This window comes from Salinicola sp. NYA28a (genome assembly GCF_976982775.1).
On record NZ_OZ334582.1, the window covers coordinates 2,916,837 to 2,934,672 of the forward strand.

Below are 17,836 nucleotides of genomic sequence, written 5' to 3' on the forward strand. Positions count from 1 at the left end.
TCGCTCGCCGACTTTCTACCTTGCCGGTATCTTCTAACGATCTTCATTACCCGAGGAGCCGCTTCGAGCGGCGCGATAACGTCCTGGACATCGCCGAGCGTGGCTCAGACAAGGCGAACGATGAGCGACGACGCGCAGTTGACTGGGGTGTCAATGAGCATTCGGCGCTCATCGTTCAACGTCGTATGAGCCTCGCGCAGGCATGTCAGACCTCGATCTCGGCGAGATTGCCGTAATCTTCCAACCAACTCTTGCGATCGGCGGCCCGCTTGCGCGCCAGCAGCATGTCCATCATCTCCAGCGTGCCGTCGTCGAGTTCGCGAGTGAGCTGGACAAGCCGTCGGGTGTCCACGGCCATGGTGGTCTCGCGCAGCTGCAGCGGGCTCATCTCGCCCAGCCCCTTGAAACGCTGGACGTTGGGCGTGCCGCGCTTGCCTTCGAGGCGCTTGAGCGTCGCGGCCTTCTCGCTCTCGTCGAGGGCGTAGAAGACTTCCTTGCCCAGGTCGATGCGATAGAGCGGCGGCATGGCGACGAAGACGTGGCCGGCATCGACCAGCGCCGGGAAGTGTCGCACGAACAGCGCGCACAGCAGCGTGGCGATGTGCAGCCCGTCGGAGTCGGCGTCGGCGAGAATGCAGACCTTGTGGTAGCGCAGCTTGGAAAGATCGTCGCTGCCCGGATCGAGACCGATCGCCACGGCGATGTCGTGCACTTCCTGCGAGCTGTAGATATCGGCGGATTCGACTTCCCAGGTGTTGAGGATCTTGCCGCGCAGCGGCAGGATCGCCTGGGTTTCGCGGTTACGCGCCTGCTTGGCACTGCCGCCGGCGGAATCCCCCTCGACCAGGAACAGTTCGCTCGATACCGGATCCTGGCCGGAGCAGTCGGCCAGCTTGCCGGGCAACGCCGGCCCCGAGGTGACCTTCTTGCGGGCGACCTTCTTGGCGCTCTTCTGACGCCGCTGGGCGGCACTGATCACCAGTTCGGCCAGCTGTTCGGCCTGATCGACATGGTGGTTGAGCCACAGCGAGAAAGCGTCCTTGACCACGCCGGAGACGAAGCCCGCCACCGTGCGTGATGACAGCCGCTCCTTGGTCTGCCCGGCGAATTGCGGATCGAGCATCTTGATCGAGAGCACGAACGATACCTTCTCCCACAGATCCTCCGGCGACAGCTTGACGCCGCGCGGCAGCAGGCTGCGGTATTCGCAGAACTCGCGTACCGCTTCGAGCAGGCCGCTGCGGAAGCCGTTGACGTGGGTACCGCCGAGCGGCGTGGGGATCAGGTTGACGTAGGATTCCAGGACCGGCTCGCCACCTTCCGGCAGCCACTGAATGGCCCAGTCGACACCCTGCTCCTCGTCCTCGAAGTGGCCGGTGAACGGCGATGCCGGCAGCACGTCGAAACCGTCGACCGCCTGGGCCAGGTAATCCCGCAGGCCGTCTTCGTACTGCCAGACGCTTTCCGCGCCATCGGTTTCCTTGAGCACCACCTTGAGGCCGGGGCAGAGCACCGCCTTAGCGCGCATCAGGTGTTTCAGCTTCGGCAGTGACAACCTAGGGCTGTCGAAGTATTCCGCCTCCGGCCAGAAACGCACCACCGTTCCCGTGGCGCGCTTGGCACAGCTGCCGATGACCGAGAGCTCCTCGGCCTTCTCTCCCTTCTCGAAGGCGATACCGTAGCGATTGCCCTCGCGGCACACCTCGACCTCGAGCCGCGTCGACAGCGCGTTGACCACCGATACGCCGACCCCATGCAGGCCGCCGGAAAAGCGGTAGCTGGACTGGGAGAACTTGCCGCCGGCGTGCAGCCGGGTGAGGATCAGCTCGACCCCGGTCACGCCATGTTCGGGATGCACGTCGATCGGCATGCCCCGGCCGTCGTCGGAAACCTCGATGCCGCCGTCGTCCAACAGAACGACGCGAATCTCGCGAGCGTGCCCTGCCAGGGCCTCATCGACGCTGTTGTCGATGACTTCCTGCACCAGGTGGTTGGGACGGGTGGTGTCGGTGTACATGCCCGGCCGCTTGCGGACCGGATCGAGGCCGGAAAGCACCTCGATGGAACTGGCGCTGTATTGCGTCATGCAGGGTCTCGCCACGTTTGTAAGGTCAAAGTCACAGGGTCAAAGTTGCAGGATCGACGTTGCAGGGTGGAGACCGCTGCGTCATCGAATCGTCGCGGCACGTCTGGCGCGAGCCATGGCTGGCGCTAGCGAGGCGTGATCGCCGGTACGAGCCGAATCGCGACATCTCCACCCCATGCAGGCTGGCGACGATGATACACCCTACTGGTCAAATCTACAGTATCGCGTTACCGCCCGAGGTTGGCGCGATGCGCTCAAGACAGCACGAGGGATCTCGGCACGTGCCAGCCGCCGTGAGCGAAGAGCGCCGGCAGATACTCGGGCAGCACATCGAAGCCATGGTCGCCGCCGGGGTGGATCAGGATGCGACTGCCGGCATAAGCTCGCAGCGCGTCGCGGCAATCCAGCGTCTCGTCCGCGCTGCCGAGCAGCAGAAGGTAGCGCGCGGGATGGACGATGCGTTCCCACTGCAGGGCGGTCAATTGATCGAAATAACTATTGTCGATCGTGAATTGCTCGCCGGAGGCGTCGTTGAGCAACGTCTGCCCCAGGTAATCGGCCACGAAGCGGGCAGGCTGAACCGCCGGGTTGATCAGCACGGCCCGCAGACCATAGCGCTCCGCCAGCAGGGTGGCCAGGAAGCCGCCCATGGAGCTGCCGACCAGCAGCGTACCTTCATGGCCCAGCGACTCGAGCGCCGCTTCGGCCTGCCGCCAGGCCAGGTCCGGCCGGTGCGACAGGTCCGGGGTCAGACACGCAAGCGGGCGACCCTCGTGCCGGGCCAGCGCCTCGCAGGCCGCCTTGACCAGCCGGGCCTTGGGCGAAGCGCTGCTGCTGTTGAAGCCATGCAGGTACAGCAGCGCCCTGGCCGGTCTCGCTATCGAAAGCGACTCGCTCGACATGGCTCCCTCACCTGGCTCGCTGGACATCCGAGCCCCCGGCGCTTTCGCGACACCGGCCGATCACCGGGACTTCTGCCCCTTCCAGATCGCCTGGATCAGCCCGCGGCTGGAGTCGTCGAGCGTCTCCAGACCATTCTGCGTGGCGATGATCTCTTCGGTCTCGGTGGCGATCTTCTTGCCCAGCTCGACACCCCACTGGTCGAACGAGTCGATGTCCCAGATCACGCCCTGCACGAACACCTTGTGCTCGTAGAGCGCGATCAGGGCACCCAGCGTGGCCGGGTTGAGGCTGTCGAACATCAGCGTGGAAGAGGGCTGGTTGCCGCGATAACGCTTGTAGCTGGGCGGCGTGCTCTCGGACTTCACCGCGTCGTCGCCGAGCATCAGTACGCGGGACTGAGCGAAGCAGTTCGCCAGCGCCAGCCGGTGCTGGGCCATCAGGTCGTCACGGAAGCGTTCGTCCTCGACATCGTTGTAGCGATTGACCGGCGCGATGAAGTCGCACGCCACCGGCTGCGTGCCCTGGTGCAGCAACTGGTAGAACGCATGCTGGCCGTTGGGGCCGATCTCGCCCCAGATCACCGGGCAGGTGGAATAGTCGACCACGTCATCATTGTTGGTGACGGACTTGCCGTTGGATTCCATCTCGAGCTGCTGGAAGTACCCTGGCAGGTGCTTGAGGCGCCCATCGTACGGCAACACCGCGTGGGAGCGGATATCGAGGAAGTTGACGTTCCATATGCCGATCAGTCCCAGCTGCACCGGCAGGTTCTCGGCCAGATCGGCGGTACGGAAGTGCTCGTCCATGGCGTGGGCGCCCGCCAGCAGCTGACGGAAGTTGTCCATGCCGACACGAATGGCGATGGGCAACCCGATGGCGCTCCACAGCGAGTAGCGACCGCCGACCCAGTCCCAGAACAGCAGCTGATTGCCCGGATCGATGCCCCACTCGGTCATCTTCTCGGGTTTGGTGGAAACACCAACGAAGTGGAAACGCTTGATCAGCGCTTCGTCGCCGCCCAAGCGTGTCGCGATCCAGTCGAGTGCGGTGGAAGCGTTCGACAGCGTGTCGATGGTGCCGAAGGACTTCGACGACAGGATGAACATCGTGGTTTCAGGGTTGAGCCAGCTCAGGAAGTCGGCCAGCTGCGAACCATCCATGGTCGACGCGAAGTGAGTCGACACCTCGAAGACATCATCGGGCTCAAAATCGGTCAGTGCGGACGTGACCATCAGCGGACCCAGGTCCGAACCGCCGACGCCGAGGTTGACCACATCGGTGATCGGCTTGCCGGTCGCGCCGCGCCACTGGCCGTTCAACAGCTTGTTGACCAGCGTTTCCATCTTGTCGAGGGTGGCATGCACTTCGTCGACCACATCGACGCCTTCGACCTCGAGCCTGGCATCCCGCGGCAGACGCAACGCGGTATGCAGCGCCGGGCGGTCCTCGGTGTGATTGACCCGCTCCCCCGAGAGCAGGCGTTGCACCGCCTCGGGCACGCCGGCTTCTCGCGCCAGCGAGAGCAACTGCTCCCGGACTTCCGTCGTCCAGCGCTGCTTGGACAGATCCATCTGAATGCCGGCGGCTTCCAGATAGAATGTCTCGAAGCGCGGCGACTGCTGGAACAGGGTCTTCAGATGAACCTCCCGCATCCCCCCTTCGAGCTGCTGCTCGAGCGCTTTCCATGCCTGGGTCTCACGAATCGACATCTAATGCTCTCCTTGTCACGTGCAGCGAAGAGGCGCAAAACGTACACTATGGCCGCAGCGAGTCATGACAGTTGTTGCGCTCGCTTCACGCTCTCCCAATTAAGAATATCTTCCGGCAATGATTGACGCATCTTACCGTGACGCCATCTTTTCGACACCCCTTGATCGTGTGGCGAGTTTCTCGTTCGACGAGCAGGTCGTGGCGTGCTTCCCGGACATGGTCCGGCGTTCGATTCCTGGCTACGGTCAGATTCTCGGCATGCTCGGCGTCATCGCCGAACGCCACCTGCGCCATGGCGCCCATGTCTACGACCTGGGCTGCTCGCTGGGCGCGGTCGGGCTGGCACTGGCCGGGCGACTGCCCGCCGATGCCTTCGAGCTGACCGGCGTCGACCTCTCTCCGACGATGATCGCCCGGGCCCGCGAAACCGCCGCCGCCGAAAGTCCGGATCATCGGATCCAGTTCGTCGAGGGCGATATCCGTCATCTGGACTATCGGCCCAGCGGCATGATCGTGCTCAACTTCACGCTGCAGTTTTTGCCGCCGGCGGACCGCGATGCGGTGATCGCCAGGCTGTTCGCGGCACTGGAGCCCGGCGGCATCCTGGTGCTGTCGGAAAAGATCGTCGCGGAAGACGAGCAGGAAAATGCCTGGCTGGTGGAACGCTACCACGATTTCAAGCGGGCCAACGGCTACAGCGACATGGAGATCAGCCAGAAGCGTACCGCGCTGGAAAACGTGCTGGTGCCGGATACGCTGGCGGCGCATCACGAACGGTTGACCCAGGCCGGGTTCTCGCGCGTCACGACCTGGTTCCAGTATCTCAACTTCGCCTCCCTCGTCGCTTTCAAGGACAAGGCCGCGTTCAAGGACAAGGCGACATCCCAAGAGAAGGCCACGTTCGAGGATGTCTGACGTCGCTATCGATACGCTCAAGGACGCCGAACGCCGGCTCTATCTCGCCTTCCTCGAACACGGCCTGACCCGCTGGCTGGCACTGCTTCCGGAACAGCTGGCGCGCGGGCTCGATCGGCGCCGCCACGGCGATCTGCCGGCGTGGGAAAAGGCAGTGGCCAAACTGCCGGCGTTGTCGTCGACACGGCAAGTGAACCTGCAGGCCGATCGTGTCACGGTAGCGCTCGAACTGAGCGACGCCGAGCGTCGGCGCTGCGAGAATCTGCTCAAGATCCTGATGCCGTGGCGCAAGGGGCCTTATCGTCTCGGCGACATCGATATCGATACCGAGTGGCGCTCGGACTGGAAATGGCAGCGGGTCGCGCCGCACCTGTCGCCCCTCGCCGGCCGTCGCATTCTGGATGTCGGCGGCGGCAACGGCTATCACGCCTGGCGCATGGCCGGCGCCGGTGCCGCGTTCGTGCTGGTGATCGACCCCTCGCCGCGCTTCTACTACCAGTTCCACGCCGTGCGTCACTTCGTGGGCGATGCCGATGGCGAGCGCACCCACTTTCTGCCGGTCGGCATCGAAGACGTACCGGCGAAGCTCGCCGCCTTCGATACCGTGTTTTCGATGGGGGTGCTCTACCACCGCCCTTCACCGCTGGATCATCTGCTGCAACTGAAGGATGCGCTGGTGCCCGGCGGCGAGCTGGTGCTGGAGACGCTGGTGGTCGAGGGTGACGAGCGCACCGTGTTCATGCCCGGCGAACGCTATGCCAGCATGCCCAACGTCTACTTCCTGCCCTCGTCAAGCGCCCTGGCGCACTGGCTTGAGCGCTGCGGCTTCGAAGCCATTCGCTGTGTCGACGAAACGGTCACCACGCTCGACGAACAGCGCTCGACCGACTGGATGCAGTTTCATTCGCTGGCCGATTTCCTCGACCCGAAGAATCGCAATCTAACCATCGAAGGCTACCCCGCCCCGCGTCGGGCGACGCTGATCGCCCGCAAACCGAAGCGATAATCGCAGCGTTGCCGGCGTTCGGCGCGACCAGAACGACATCGGCCGGCAGTGCGATGCCGGCCGATGTCTACGCAATAGGATCGGGACGGGGTTTACGCTAGCGGGCGACGGTGCCTCACGGGCACGGTCCGCTCTGGATATTGGCCTGGGTGATGTTGCTCTGGGCAGGTACGCTACAGGTCAGCCAGACGTTACCGCCGATCACCGAGCCCTGCCCCACCGTGATGCGTCCTAGAATGGTCGCCCCTGCGTAGATGACCACGTCGTCCTCGACGATCGGGTGGCGCGGCAGGCCTTTTTCGAGATGCCCTTTCTCGTCGGCCGGGAAGCGTTTGGCGCCGAGCGTGACCGCCTGGTAGAGCCGTACCCGGTTGCCGATGATCGCGGTTTCGCCGATGACCACACCGGTGCCGTGATCGATGAAGAAGCCTTCGCCGATCTGGGCACCGGGGTGAATGTCGATACCGGTATCGGAATGGGCCAGTTCGGCGATGATGCGAGCCACCAGCCCGGCGCCCACCTGATAGAAATAGTGGGCGATGCGGTGATAGATCACCGCGTGGACGCCGGGGTAGCAGAGCAGCACTTCATCGACGCTGCGCGCGGCCGGATCGCCATAGTAGGCGGCCATCACATCGCCATCGAGACGCTGGCGCAGGCTGGGCAGGTCATCCGCGAACCGTTGGATGATTTGCGTCGCCGCCGCCTGGTGCTCGGAGGTCTTGTCGCCATTGAGCCGGGCCATGTAGCGCAACTCGAGCAGCACTTCCTCGTGCAGCGCATTGAGCGCACGGTCCAGCGTGTGGCCGACGTAGAAGTCCTCGCTCTCCTTGCGCAGATCCGAAGGCCCCAGGCGCATCGGAAAGATGGCCCCGCTCAGGAGTTCCAGCGTTTCCCGGATGCGATGTCGTGACGGCAACTCACGACAACCCTTCTCTCTCTCTCGGCCATTCTGAGCGCGCCACTGTTCACGAGTCGCGCGCAGTTGGGTAACGATACCGTCGAGCTGCCAATTGACGTGTTGCATGCCGATCATCCTTTGGGAACGAGACGCACGTTTTCGAACACGACCTCACTTCCGACATCGGAAGTCGTGGACAGGTCCTAACGTGCCATCAGTCAATGATAAGCCCCAGGAAGGAAATAGCCATAGCGCAGCGAATCGGCACGCACGCCGTCGCGGCGCCAGGGCCTGTTTGGCGCCGCAACGCGGGTCTCGCTGAAACGGCAACAGGCCCTAGGCCACGCTCGTTTCCGCTTCTTGCATCATCTCGTCAAACGTGACGGAGGTCTGCATTCGGGGCGTTACCGCCTGGACCTCGCCGCCGGTATCGTGATCCCGCGTGGCCGCGTATTTCACGGCGGCGACCGCATCCTTGCCGTGATCGATAGCCGCCAGCGCCCATTTCCACCCGGTACCATAGGCGATGGGGCCTGTGACAGGCATGCGCACCAGACGATCGAACATCTCGAATACGCCATCGGGCCCCACGATGATCATTTCGATCCGAGTGACATGGGGTTTGGCATGTCTGGGGGAGCCGGCATTGAGCCACTCCATTACTTCCCACCAGCCTTGTTGCTCACCGGCGAATGCCACCCATTCGCCGTTGTCGAGTCGAAAGAGCTTTTGCGCATGGTTGTATGTCGATCCATTGACACTGATCAGCGAATCCGTCGCCAATGTCGTTCCATCCCATACGATCGTGGTCATATCTAAGTACCTGATATAAAGTTTTCGTGTAATATCCATGCCAGGATTTCTGACACGGACAGAACCATGGAAAAACGCTTCGTTGCCCCTCTCACTGAACCTGAACAACAGACGCTGACCTCCGCCTATCACCATGGCGAGAAGCGCGCTCTCCGTCGTCGGGCGCATGCCATTCTACTGAGTGACCAAGGCCATACTATTAACCAAATCAGTGAGATACTTCAGGTTCGCCGCGATGCCGTATCACGATGGTTCAAGCAATGGGAAGTGTCCGGTTTTGATGGTCTCATCGACAAACCGCGTAGTGGACGAACACCCGCCCTCGATGAACACGATCACAAGCGACTGCAAGCGTTGGTAGCCGAGCATCCCCATCAGATTCGCGCCTTACAGGCTCGCTTTCAAGAAGAGACCGGCAAGTCTGTCGCCACGGTGACACTGCGCCGGGCGTTGAAAAAAAAATGGTCATAGCTTCAAGCGCATTCGGCATTCACTCAAGCCCCAGCGTGACGAAACGGACTTTCGCAAAACGCAAGGCCTGATGAAAGCGCTTCACGAGCAAGAGGACCAAGGCGAGCACGAGCTCTATTACTTTGATGAATCAGGTTTTTCACAAGCGTCGTCGGTGCCGTATGCGTGGAGCCCTATCGGCAAGCCCTGGGAAGTCACTGCCTACTCCCGCAGCCGAAGGCTAAACGTGCTGGGATTCTTAAGCCGAGCCGGAAAACTGGTCTATCACACGACAACCGAGACAGTGACCACGGAAACGGTCATAGAAGCGTTTGACCAGTTTGTGATCCAGAAGGATCCAGACACCTTCGCTGTTGTGGTGCTCGACAATGCCAGCATGCATCGCTCCAAGGCCTTTAGGCGCAAGAGGGTGGAGTGGATGTCGCAACGTGTGCATCTGATCTATCTGTCTGCCTACTCACCAGAGCTGAATCTGATAGAGATTCTGTGGCGGCAGATGAAGTACACCTGGCTGCCCTTGAGTGCCTATCTCTCGTTTGAACGTCTACGTGAAGAGGTACACCGCTTACTCGGTGGTTACGGAACTGATCACGCGATTAATTTTGAATAGGCACTTACCTCGGTCTGTGGCTCCGGCCAAGCGTCGGGCTACCCGCGGCGAGCATCCAGGCACGACAGTCACATTCTCCTCCCGGCCGGTTGGGAGCGAGAAGCGGTTAACTGATAGAGAGCATCATCCGTTTGCAAACTGCGGCGGTTATCCCATGAATCCAGGGTTTGCAGAGTGCGGACATGAAAACGCCACTCCCGGGAGTGGCGTGAACGCATTCCGTTACATCAAGATACATCAAAGAACACTAATTTTGAAATAGCTGTTTTACATCCTTCGCTTCCCAGTGCGGAAAGTGCTTGCGGATCAGTGCATTGAATTCGATTTCGAAGGCCTGCCAGTCGACTTCACCTCCCGTCGCCCCGCCTTCCGCCGCGCCGCGAATCAGGCCCGCGCCGACCGTGATGTTGGTCAGCCGGTCGATTACCACGAAACTGCCGGTGCCGGGGCTCTTGCGATAGTCATCCAGCGGCACGCTGGCGGTCAGCTCGACCCGGCAGCGGCCGATGGCGTTGAGCGGCAAGCTGGCGGCCTCGTGATGCTCGAGCGTATTGACGTCGATCTGATAGTCGATCGCCGCGACCTTGCCGGCGATTTCCTGCGTGCCGATCTTGAAATCATAGAGCCGGCCCGGCTCGAGAGCGGCATCGTGCATCCAGACGATGTCGGCTTCCAGCGCGTCGGACTGCGCGACCTCCGCATCCGCCGCCACCAGCCAGTCCCCACGGGAGATGTCGATCTCGTCGCGCAGGGTCACGGTGATCGCCTGGCCGGGATAGGCTTCTTCCAGGTCGCCATCGAAGGTGACGATACGATCGATGACGGAACGCTTGCCCGACGGTAGCGCCTTGACCGCCTGACCGGGACGCAGGATGCCCGCCTCGAGCGTGCCGCAGTAGCCGCGAAAATCGAGATTGGGTCGATTGACGTACTGGACCGGCAGGCGCAGGTCGGAAAGGTTGCTGTCGTGGGCGATCTCGACGCTTTCGAGCAGTTCGAGCATCGCGGGCCCCGGCGCGCCGTCGACCTGGTACCACGCCATGCGCTCGCTGCGGTTGACGACGTTGTCGCCGTCGAGTGCCGACATCGGCACGAAGCGGATGTCCGTCGCGTCGAGCTTCTCGGCGAACTCGCGATAATCAGCGACGATCTCATCGAAGCGCGCCTGCGAGTAGTCGACCAGGTCCATCTTGTTGACCGCGATCACCAGGTGCTTGATCCCCAGCAGATCGGCGATGAAGCTGTGCCGCCGGGTCTGCACCTGCACGCCATAGCGCGCGTCGATCAGGATCACCGCCAGGCTGGCGGTGGAAGCCCCGGTGGCCATGTTGCGGGTGTACTGCTCGTGGCCCGGGGTATCGGCGATGATGAACTTGCGCTTGTCGGTGGAGAAGAACCGGTAGGCGACATCGATGGTGATGCCCTGCTCCCGCTCGGACTGCAGGCCATCGACCAGCAGCGCCAGATCGACCTTGTCGCCGGTCGTCCCGCTGGTCTTGGAAGCCTGGGTGATCGCCGCCAGCTGATCTTCGTAGATCATCTTGGAGTCGTGCAGCAGTCGGCCGATCAGGGTCGACTTGCCGTCATCGACGCTGCCGCAGGTGATGAAGCGCAGCAGATCTTTCTGCTCGTGCTCTTTGAGGTACTGGCCGATATTGTCGGCGATCAGCGTGGATTGGTGGGACACGGTTCTTTCTCCCTCATGAGTGGAGAACACGAGCGCTGCGAGCCACGAGCTTCGGGCTACAAGCAGGCTGTGCACTCTGCATGTTCAGTGGTCAGGTTATGGGCGAGCCGCGAAAATCAGGATTTGATCACGCCGAAAGTTCGCAATCCCTTTCGAAGCTCGAAGCTCGAAGCTCGAAGCTCGAAGCTCAGAAGTATCCCTCCCGCTTCTTCTTCTCCATCGAGCCGACCTGGTCGCGGTCGATGGCGCGGCCGGAGCGCTCTGAGGTGCGGGTGAGCAGCATCTCCTGGATGATCTCGGGCAGCGTGGCGGCTTTCGATTCCACCGCGCCGGTGAGCGGGTAGCAGCCGAGCGTGCGGAAGCGGACCCATTTCTCTTCGGGGACTTCGCCGGGTTCCAGCGGCAGGCGATCGTCGTCGACCATCACCAGCATGCCGTCGCGTTCGACCACGGGGCGCGGTGCGGAGTAGTACAGCGGGACGATGGGGATCGATTCGAGATAGATGTACTGCCAGATATCCAGCTCGGTCCAGTTGGAGAGCGGGAAGACGCGGATCGATTCGCCCTTGTTGACCTTGCCGTTGTAGAGGTTCCACAGCTCGGGGCGCTGGTTCTTGGGGTCCCAGCGATGGTGCTTGTCACGGAAGGAGTAGACGCGCTCCTTGGCGCGGGAGGCTTCCTCGTCGCGACGGGCGCCACCGAAGGCGGCATCGAAGCCGTACTTGTCCAGCGCCTGCTTGAGCGACTGGGTCTTCATGATGTCGGTGTACTTGGCGCTGCCGTGGTCGAACGGGTTGATGCCGGCGGCGCGGCCTTCCTCGTTGATGTGCTCGATCAGCTCCATCCCGACGTCCGCGGCCATCCGGTCGCGGAACTCGATCATTTCCTTGAACTTCCAGGTGGTGTTGACGTGCATCAACGGAAACGGCGGCGGCCCGGGATAGAACGCCTTGCGGGCGAGATGCAGCATCACCGAGGAGTCCTTGCCGATCGAATAGAGCATCACCGGGTTGCCGAACTCGGCGGCGACCTCGCGGATGATATGGATGGACTCGGCTTCGAGCTGCTTGAGATGGGTCTGGCGCTGAGCGCTGACGATAGGAGCTGTCATGGTCGATGTCTCACGGTCGCCCTCTGAAATCAGATGGCAAAACAGAATATGGGCTTCTCTGGGAGTCAACCCTAGCGAGACTTCGGTAATAACGTCAAAGAATCAAAGATGATCCAAAAAGCGTTTTTGGTTATAAACAGCTAGAGATCGACGCGTTCGATCCAGGTAGACAACGACTCGCCGCGCAGATCGACGACACGTAAACCGGGCCGCGCCGCCTCGTCGATCGCGAACTCATGGCTCTTCGGCAGGAACTGATCCGAGGTCGACGGACACCCATAGACGGCCACGACGCCCTGCCAGGCGGCAAACGCCTGATGGATATGACCACAGATCAAGGCCTTGACCTGCGAATAGGGCGAGAGCGTTTGCCACAGCGCGTCCCGGTCCTTCAGACCGATCGCGTCCATCCAGACCGAACCGATATCCAGCGGCGGATGATGCAGCGCGACCAGCGTCGGGCGATCGTCCGCCTCGAGCTGCCACGCCAGCCGCTGCAGCTGGTCCTGCCCCAATTCTCCGCCGGGTTGACCGCTGATCCGAGAGTTCAGCAACAACACCCGCCAACCGTCGAGATCGAGCTCTTCGTGAAAAGGCTGGCACTCTTCCATCAGCTCCGGCTGATCGTGGTTGCCGGGGATCCAGAACCACGGGCACCCCACGGCCGCGAAGGCCTGGCTGGCGTGGCGATAGGCAGCAGGTGTCTCATCCTCGGCAATATCGCCGGTGACCAGCAGAATATCGGGCCGCAGCGCCCTGGCGCGCTCGACGACCGCCTGCAACTGGCGCAGCGGAAACCCCTTGCGCGACGTGCCTCGAGGGTCGGCCAACAGGTGACAATCGGTGATCTGGATCAGGCGCATCAAGGCGTTTCCGGTACGTCGACGGCGTGACCGTGCGCCAGCCCATGCTGCAGCCACTCCCCCAGAAAGCGGTTGAGCTGCAATTTTTCATCGGGCTGATGCATCTGCGGGTTGGGATAGCGATAGCGACCCTGGAAATGGCGTTGACGCTGAAAGTCGGTCACTTCCGCCATGTCCGCATCGTGGTAAAGATGCACCGTCATCCGCGGCGAATCGACGAAGCTGTCCAGCACGCCGGTCTGGGAAACTCGCGCAACCGTGGTGTACGGCGCCTGCTCGAGCACTTCGAACCACAGAGTCCCGAAGCGTGCGTGTTCGCCCGCCAGCGGCACTTCCTTGATGTCACCCGGCTCCATATCCATGACGAGACGGCACAGCCGCAGATAATTGCTGCTGCACTCCGCCTGAAGCGTCTTGAGATCGGTGACGTAAGCGGTCTTTCTCATGGTGTTCTCCTGGCGCATGACGGCCTCCAGTCAGCTCGAGTGTCCGGCGCAGCCGCAGGTGATCGTCGACGACTTGCCGCCACTGCTGCGCTACCGACTCTCGCTTCAGGCCTTGGCTCTCAGCGTGGCGCGCTCGCGTGCCAGCCAGTGAAAGCCAATCAACGCCATGGCATTGTCCAATTGTCCCGCCATCAGTCGATCCCATGCCTCGGGAAACGACATGACGTGAACCAGAATGTCTTCGTGTTCGTTTTCGACACCGTGTATGCCGCCGAGCCCCGTGCTGTCGATCAGGCCACAGAACAGCGTGACCTGCTCGGTGCAGGCGCCAGGACTCGGATAATAGCGATGGAGCTCGATCAGTTCACCGATATCGCAACCCGCTTCTTCCTGCGCTTCGCGGCGCGCGACATCCGCCGGTGTCTCGCCGGGCTCCACCAGTCCGGCGACCGGCTCCAGCTTCCACGGCGAGATAGGATCGTCCAAAGCGCCGGCGCGGATCTGCTCGACCAGCACGACATGGTCATGAATCGGATCGTAGAGTAGTACGCCGACCGCATCCCGGCGAACGTGAACTTCTCGATCGATGGCCTCGCCCCACTCGCCATTGAACCGACGATGACGCAGGCGACGCTTCTCCAGGCCAAAGAAGCCCGAGTACAGCGATTGATCTTCGAGTCGCTCGATATCCTTGGCATCGAAACGATTGACCCGGTCGATCTCACGATCCATGTCGCGGCTCCTTGCCTGGGAACAGGAGCCTCATTATTGCGGCACCGCGAACCGATTCCAACCGCTGCCGTCCTGTTTCGCCGGCAGCTGGCATTTCCGGCAGCCATGATGGGGGCTTCAACACTTCCGTGCGATGCGGCAGGTTTTCACGCGGAAGCCAGGCTAGTCCCGCTTCACATCGGCATCATGGAAACCGGCGCCAAATCAGGGTAGATCGGCGGCGACACCATCGAATAGGAGACGCCACCAGGCAGGATCGCTAGGTTTTGTCTGAAAAGTCGTCGAGCGAAGGTCAGACAAGGCAAAAATCGGCGAAAACGGACCGGGCTGGCGTACCAGTTTACGCGGTGTAAATGAGTACTTTGAGCCGATTTTTAACGCCGTATGGCCGAGCGCAGGCAGTTTTCAGACAAAGCCTAGGATGAACAGATCAACGAAAGCGCGCGCTGGACTATCGGCCAGGGCCGCTTCTCAAGGCCGCTCTGCACTGGGTAGCGCTTACTGATGCCCGGCCAGCCAGCGCTCGGCCTCTTGCCGCAGCGCCTCGTCGGAGGGACGGCCAGCCCGAGGTTGACCATCGACGGCGCGTTTGGCGTACGTCAATGCCTCGGCAGCCTCACCCTGCTCCTCGAGGAACTGGGCGTAATAGAAGTTGGTATCGATGCCATCGGGACGAATGCTGACCGCCTTGTGCAGGAGCTCCCGGGCCTTGTCCGAGTCTCCGAAAGCGATCGGCCAGCCCGGGGCATGCTGGTAGAGCGCGCCCAGCGTCACGTAAGCCGAGCCACTTTCCCCCTGTGGGTCGAGGGAGATCGCCTTTTCCAGCACCGTGCGAGCCCGCTTGGCCAGATCCAGCGCCCCCAGCCCGCCCTTCGCCTTGGCGAAAGAGGCCAGGACGACGCCCTGAGCCGTCAAGACACGGGGATTCTCAGGCTGGCTGCGGGCCAACGCATCGGCTTCGTCGGCAAGGTCCTCGAAAGCCTTCAACTGCGCATCGCCCTGCATCTGATATTCGACGTTGCCCCACCGCTGCATCAGCGAAAACAGCGTTGAATCCGGCATTTGCGCGACCGCCACCGTTACCCAGATCAAACCGAGCAGCGGTGTCATGACCAGCCATCTCGAAAGCTTCGGGAAATGTCTCCATCGATAACGAGGAAATAAGGACTGAGGGCCCTGCCGCCACGGCTGTCGCATCGACATCGCTCCATAAAGATCCGTAGCCGCAATCTAACGAGCGTTTGAATTTATCTCTATAAGGTTTTAGTCGCAGAACGAAAGGTATGACTGGCATCTGGTTAGGGTTCCATTACAAACCGATGAAACCAAACCCGTGAAAAATCACCAGCGCTATGGATATCGAGACGATCGCCAGGAGAGCTGCCAATATGCTGCTGTGAAATGCGATATCCGAATCTCCATGCACCTGGCTGCTGACGCCATAGGTAATGAAGCCGACCGCCAAAGCAGGTAGGGCAATCGAACCAAGAATCATGGGGTACGAGAGTATCACACTGTAATCTCCGTAGCCTGACTCTTGATAACTTACCACACCGCGTTATCGATTGGCGCTGCGCCATTCGTCATGGATCGGGTCTTATGAGGCATCAACAAAACATCGCCGAATTGCCGATGCTGGGATGTTAGCCATCATGTCTCATAGCTAGTCGCGAGGAAGTTCCGAACCGTCATAGTCCTGAGTATCGTCCGGCTGTGATCCAGGCTCGCTGGAAGTCTCGCGTTCGTAATTGCGAGCGGCTTCAATAGCTTGCGGCTCGGTCTCATGCCGAGAAATCTCGCGCTTCCCATTGGGATCCGTGACGTCTACCACGCGCCAGCCAGACACGATAATGCTCTCTTGTGTTTCTTCCTTGATGGGTTCGATACGTGCTGTACGAGTCATATGCCCGCCTCATTCACGAGGGTGCTGATTGAGCGGTCTGAAGGTACTGACTGGTGGCATCGCTTATCAGGATCGGCTTCTTCAGCGCGAATAGCTGTTGAGTAATGCCAAAACGCTGAAATTTCCCCGCTTCCTTATAGCTCTTTGGAATCAATGGCGACCGTCCAAGCAGCCGTGATCGCCGCCCGCCGCTCCGGTCGCTCGCTTTCTGATGCTGTGGTGGTCTCGCAGAAGCGTCAGCTCAGTGCGGTCAGCTTCGGCAGCCCCTTCAGCAGCGTCGGCCACCACTTGTCGGCGGCGGCACCCAGATGAACGGTGATTCGCCGAGCGTGCAGTCTCAGCGTGGCGGCGACCTTCAGCACCTGCTCGCGCATCCGGCTGAGGCTCCAGCCTTGCCGGGTCTGCCGCTCCAGCAGGCAGCGCAGGCCATGCAGGACCTGGTAGGCGTAGAGGCTGAGCAGCAGGCTCACCTCGTTGCGTGCCATCACGTCCTGAACGGTGGAGGCGCCGCGATCGGTCGACGAGAGGTGCACGTCGAGCGCCGACTTCACCTCGCCCATGTGCGCCTCGGCGCTGCCGCGCTTGCGGTAGAGCGCCAGGACCTTCTCCGGCGGCCAGTCGAACTTGCCGAGGTTGGTGACCAGGAAGAAGGCATGCAGCAGCAGGTCATCGGGGCGTTCCTGCACCACCAGCACCACGCGACGCGGTGCCGACCAAGAGCCCGCTTGATACTCCAGATCGTGGCACCACTCGCGAGGCTGCTCGGGTGGCCGGCCGGGTGGCCGCTTCAGGTGCGGTGCCGCCAGTTTCTGCAGGCCGGAGTGACTGCGCAGTCGGCCCAGGTACTCGATGTCGCACTCTTCCAGGGCCTCCAGCGTCGCGTTGTCGGTGAAACCGGCGTCGATGCGCACCCGAACCTGGGCGCCGGTGCTCTCGTTGAGTCGCCGCACCAGATGCGGGATCCAGGTGTCGGCGTTCTCGGCCGGGCCGGCGTTGCCCTCGCGCAGCAGGCCGCCCACCATGTCGCCGGTTTCTGCCAGCGAGGCGACCAGCGGTGAATAGATCCGCGCGCCGTACAGGCCATGATAGGCCGAGCCGCCCTGGTGGCCGTGGACCTCGATCGGCAGGCCGTCGATGTCCAGCGTCAGCTGCTTGGGGCGCTCGCCGTTCTTCAGCGCGGTCAGGCGCCAGATCACCAGTCGCAGCAGGCCTTCGTGCACGGCATCGATATTGTCGCAGCGCCCGAGGCAGGTCAGCAGCCGCGACAGCGTGGCTTGAGACGGCCGGTCCTGGGCCAGGGGCGTTGTCCCGCGCGCATCGCTGCAGGCCAGCTGCCAGAGCGGATCACGGCGCAGCGTGTCGGTATCGCTGAGGTCGATCCAGCCCATCGCACGCTGCAGCACCAGGGTACGCAACTGGCTGGCCAGCGAATGAAGGATGCGCAGCGGGTGGCGTCGATCGACCAGATTGTCTTCCAGCGCCTCAATCACGCCGCTGTTGTCGAGGGCCTCACGCAACAGCAGAGCGCCGCTGTCGCTGGTAGTGCGCTGGCCGCTCAGCTCAACACGGACAGCGCCGTTGCATGAGGGCGTCCAGGTGGATAGGCTTTCACCCGCCTTATTCACGAGGGCGCTGATTGAGCGGTCTGAAGGTACTGGCTGTTGGCATTGCTTATCAGG

The 17,836-nt window shown here is 61.9% G+C and carries 17 protein-coding genes; 3 read left to right on the top strand and 14 right to left on the bottom strand.

The genetic code is table 11. The features are described from left to right. Positions 1 to 205 precede the first annotated feature (205 nt). The 3 genes from parE to pgi all read right to left on the bottom strand — a co-directional run bounded on the left by parE (position 206) and on the right by pgi (position 4,698). Positions 206 to 2,086 (bottom strand): DNA topoisomerase IV subunit B, encoded by a 1,881-nt coding sequence (gene parE, locus ACWHY3_RS13110; RefSeq protein WP_448126707.1) that lies wholly within the window; start codon positions 2,084 to 2,086, stop codon positions 206 to 208. A 254-nt stretch (positions 2,087 to 2,340) separates the two neighbouring features. Beyond that, a complete protein-coding gene (locus tag ACWHY3_RS13115) occupies positions 2,341 to 2,988 on the bottom strand; it encodes a YqiA/YcfP family alpha/beta fold hydrolase (protein ID WP_448126708.1) in 648 nt (215 codons plus the stop codon). A 60-nt stretch (positions 2,989 to 3,048) separates the two neighbouring features. Continuing rightward, positions 3,049 to 4,698, bottom strand: a complete 1,650-nt coding sequence (pgi, locus tag ACWHY3_RS13120; RefSeq protein ID WP_448126709.1) for a glucose-6-phosphate isomerase — start codon at positions 4,696 to 4,698, stop codon at positions 3,049 to 3,051. A gap of 118 nt (positions 4,699 to 4,816) precedes the next feature. Between pgi and cmoA the strand changes: the two genes are divergently transcribed. Further along, on the top strand, positions 4,817 to 5,614 hold the full coding sequence (gene cmoA, locus ACWHY3_RS13125) for a carboxy-S-adenosyl-L-methionine synthase CmoA (protein WP_087719375.1): 798 nt from the start codon (positions 4,817 to 4,819) through the stop codon (positions 5,612 to 5,614). Further along, positions 5,607 to 6,620, top strand: coding sequence for a tRNA 5-methoxyuridine(34)/uridine 5-oxyacetic acid(34) synthase CmoB (cmoB, locus tag ACWHY3_RS13130; RefSeq protein WP_448126710.1), 1,014 nt, complete (start codon positions 5,607 to 5,609; stop codon positions 6,618 to 6,620). Before cmoA ends, cmoB begins: the two co-directional genes overlap by 8 nt. 115 nt (positions 6,621 to 6,735) lie before the next feature. On the opposite strand, the gene epsC is transcribed toward cmoB, so the two are convergent. Both epsC and ACWHY3_RS13140 read right to left on the bottom strand, forming a co-directional pair. Beyond that, positions 6,736 to 7,647, bottom strand: a complete 912-nt coding sequence (gene epsC, locus ACWHY3_RS13135; protein ID WP_448126711.1) for a serine O-acetyltransferase EpsC — start codon at positions 7,645 to 7,647, stop codon at positions 6,736 to 6,738. Between the two features lie 210 nt (positions 7,648 to 7,857). Next, entirely contained in the window at positions 7,858 to 8,373 is a 516-nt protein-coding gene (locus ACWHY3_RS13140) for a 20S proteasome subunit A/B (RefSeq protein ID WP_448126712.1), read from the bottom strand. A 27-nt stretch (positions 8,374 to 8,400) separates the two neighbouring features. Here ACWHY3_RS13140 and ACWHY3_RS13145 point away from each other — a divergent pair. Next, positions 8,401 to 9,415 (top strand): IS630 family transposase gene (locus tag ACWHY3_RS13145; protein WP_144408607.1). Its coding sequence is split into 2 segments (ribosomal slippage): positions 8,401 to 8,787 and positions 8,789 to 9,415, totalling 1,014 coding nucleotides; the frame shifts between segments, so codons are not numbered across the junction. 247 nt (positions 9,416 to 9,662) lie between these two features. Here ACWHY3_RS13145 and cysN read toward each other — a convergent pair. From cysN to ACWHY3_RS13190, 9 genes are all read right to left on the bottom strand, one after another. Further along, positions 9,663 to 11,102, bottom strand: coding sequence for a sulfate adenylyltransferase subunit CysN (cysN, locus tag ACWHY3_RS13150; RefSeq protein WP_448126713.1), 1,440 nt, complete (start codon positions 11,100 to 11,102; stop codon positions 9,663 to 9,665). A gap of 187 nt (positions 11,103 to 11,289) precedes the next feature. Beyond that, positions 11,290 to 12,213, bottom strand: coding sequence for a sulfate adenylyltransferase subunit CysD (cysD, locus tag ACWHY3_RS13155; RefSeq protein WP_087719380.1), 924 nt, complete (start codon positions 12,211 to 12,213; stop codon positions 11,290 to 11,292). Between the two features lie 140 nt (positions 12,214 to 12,353). Then, positions 12,354 to 13,076 carry a phosphodiesterase gene (locus tag ACWHY3_RS13160; protein WP_071229899.1) on the bottom strand — a complete coding sequence of 241 codons (723 nt, stop codon included), beginning with the start codon at positions 13,074 to 13,076 and terminating at the stop codon, positions 12,354 to 12,356. Beyond that, on the bottom strand, positions 13,076 to 13,522 hold the full coding sequence (locus ACWHY3_RS13165; RefSeq protein WP_071230002.1) for a DUF1249 domain-containing protein: 447 nt from the start codon (positions 13,520 to 13,522) through the stop codon (positions 13,076 to 13,078). Before ACWHY3_RS13165 ends, ACWHY3_RS13160 begins: the two co-directional genes overlap by 1 nt. A gap of 105 nt (positions 13,523 to 13,627) precedes the next feature. Beyond that, entirely contained in the window at positions 13,628 to 14,254 is a 627-nt protein-coding gene (locus ACWHY3_RS13170) for an NUDIX domain-containing protein (protein WP_071229900.1), read from the bottom strand. A gap of 498 nt (positions 14,255 to 14,752) precedes the next feature. Beyond that, positions 14,753 to 15,364 (bottom strand): tetratricopeptide repeat protein, encoded by a 612-nt coding sequence (locus tag ACWHY3_RS13175; protein ID WP_448126714.1) that lies wholly within the window; start codon positions 15,362 to 15,364, stop codon positions 14,753 to 14,755. A gap of 199 nt (positions 15,365 to 15,563) precedes the next feature. Then, positions 15,564 to 15,749, bottom strand: a complete 186-nt coding sequence (locus ACWHY3_RS13180) for a hypothetical protein (RefSeq protein ID WP_332779972.1) — start codon at positions 15,747 to 15,749, stop codon at positions 15,564 to 15,566. A 168-nt stretch (positions 15,750 to 15,917) separates the two neighbouring features. Further along, entirely contained in the window at positions 15,918 to 16,157 is a 240-nt protein-coding gene (locus tag ACWHY3_RS13185) for a hypothetical protein (RefSeq protein WP_071229903.1), read from the bottom strand. Between the two features lie 236 nt (positions 16,158 to 16,393). Beyond that, positions 16,394 to 17,782, bottom strand: a complete 1,389-nt coding sequence (locus ACWHY3_RS13190) for an IS1380 family transposase (protein WP_448126715.1) — start codon at positions 17,780 to 17,782, stop codon at positions 16,394 to 16,396. Between the last annotated feature and the right edge of the window lie 54 nt (positions 17,783 to 17,836).

Excerpts from the sequence above, each read along its gene's own strand:
- ACWHY3_RS13140 (WP_448126712.1), bottom strand. The coding sequence starts at position 8,373 with ATGGATATTACACGAAAACTTTATATCAGGTACTTAGATATGACCACG.
- cysD (WP_087719380.1), bottom strand. The coding sequence starts at position 12,213 with ATGACAGCTCCTATCGTCAGCGCTCAGCGCCAGACCCATCTCAAGCAG.
- parE (WP_448126707.1), bottom strand. The coding sequence starts at position 2,086 with ATGACGCAATACAGCGCCAGTTCCATCGAGGTGCTTTCCGGCCTCGAT.
- ACWHY3_RS13170 (WP_071229900.1), bottom strand. The coding sequence starts at position 14,254 with ATGGATCGTGAGATCGACCGGGTCAATCGTTTCGATGCCAAGGATATC.
- ACWHY3_RS13160 (WP_071229899.1), bottom strand. The coding sequence starts at position 13,076 with ATGCGCCTGATCCAGATCACCGATTGTCACCTGTTGGCCGACCCTCGA.
- cmoB (WP_448126710.1), top strand. The coding sequence starts at position 5,607 with ATGTCTGACGTCGCTATCGATACGCTCAAGGACGCCGAACGCCGGCTC.
- ACWHY3_RS13175 (WP_448126714.1), bottom strand. The coding sequence starts at position 15,364 with ATGACACCGCTGCTCGGTTTGATCTGGGTAACGGTGGCGGTCGCGCAA.
- ACWHY3_RS13185 (WP_071229903.1), bottom strand. The coding sequence starts at position 16,157 with ATGACTCGTACAGCACGTATCGAACCCATCAAGGAAGAAACACAAGAG.
- cmoA (WP_087719375.1), top strand. The coding sequence starts at position 4,817 with ATGATTGACGCATCTTACCGTGACGCCATCTTTTCGACACCCCTTGAT.
- ACWHY3_RS13180 (WP_332779972.1), bottom strand. The coding sequence starts at position 15,749 with ATGATTCTTGGTTCGATTGCCCTACCTGCTTTGGCGGTCGGCTTCATT.
- ACWHY3_RS13115 (WP_448126708.1), bottom strand. The coding sequence starts at position 2,988 with ATGTCGAGCGAGTCGCTTTCGATAGCGAGACCGGCCAGGGCGCTGCTG.
- pgi (WP_448126709.1), bottom strand. The coding sequence starts at position 4,698 with ATGTCGATTCGTGAGACCCAGGCATGGAAAGCGCTCGAGCAGCAGCTC.
- epsC (WP_448126711.1), bottom strand. The coding sequence starts at position 7,647 with ATGCAACACGTCAATTGGCAGCTCGACGGTATCGTTACCCAACTGCGC.
- ACWHY3_RS13165 (WP_071230002.1), bottom strand. The coding sequence starts at position 13,522 with ATGAGAAAGACCGCTTACGTCACCGATCTCAAGACGCTTCAGGCGGAG.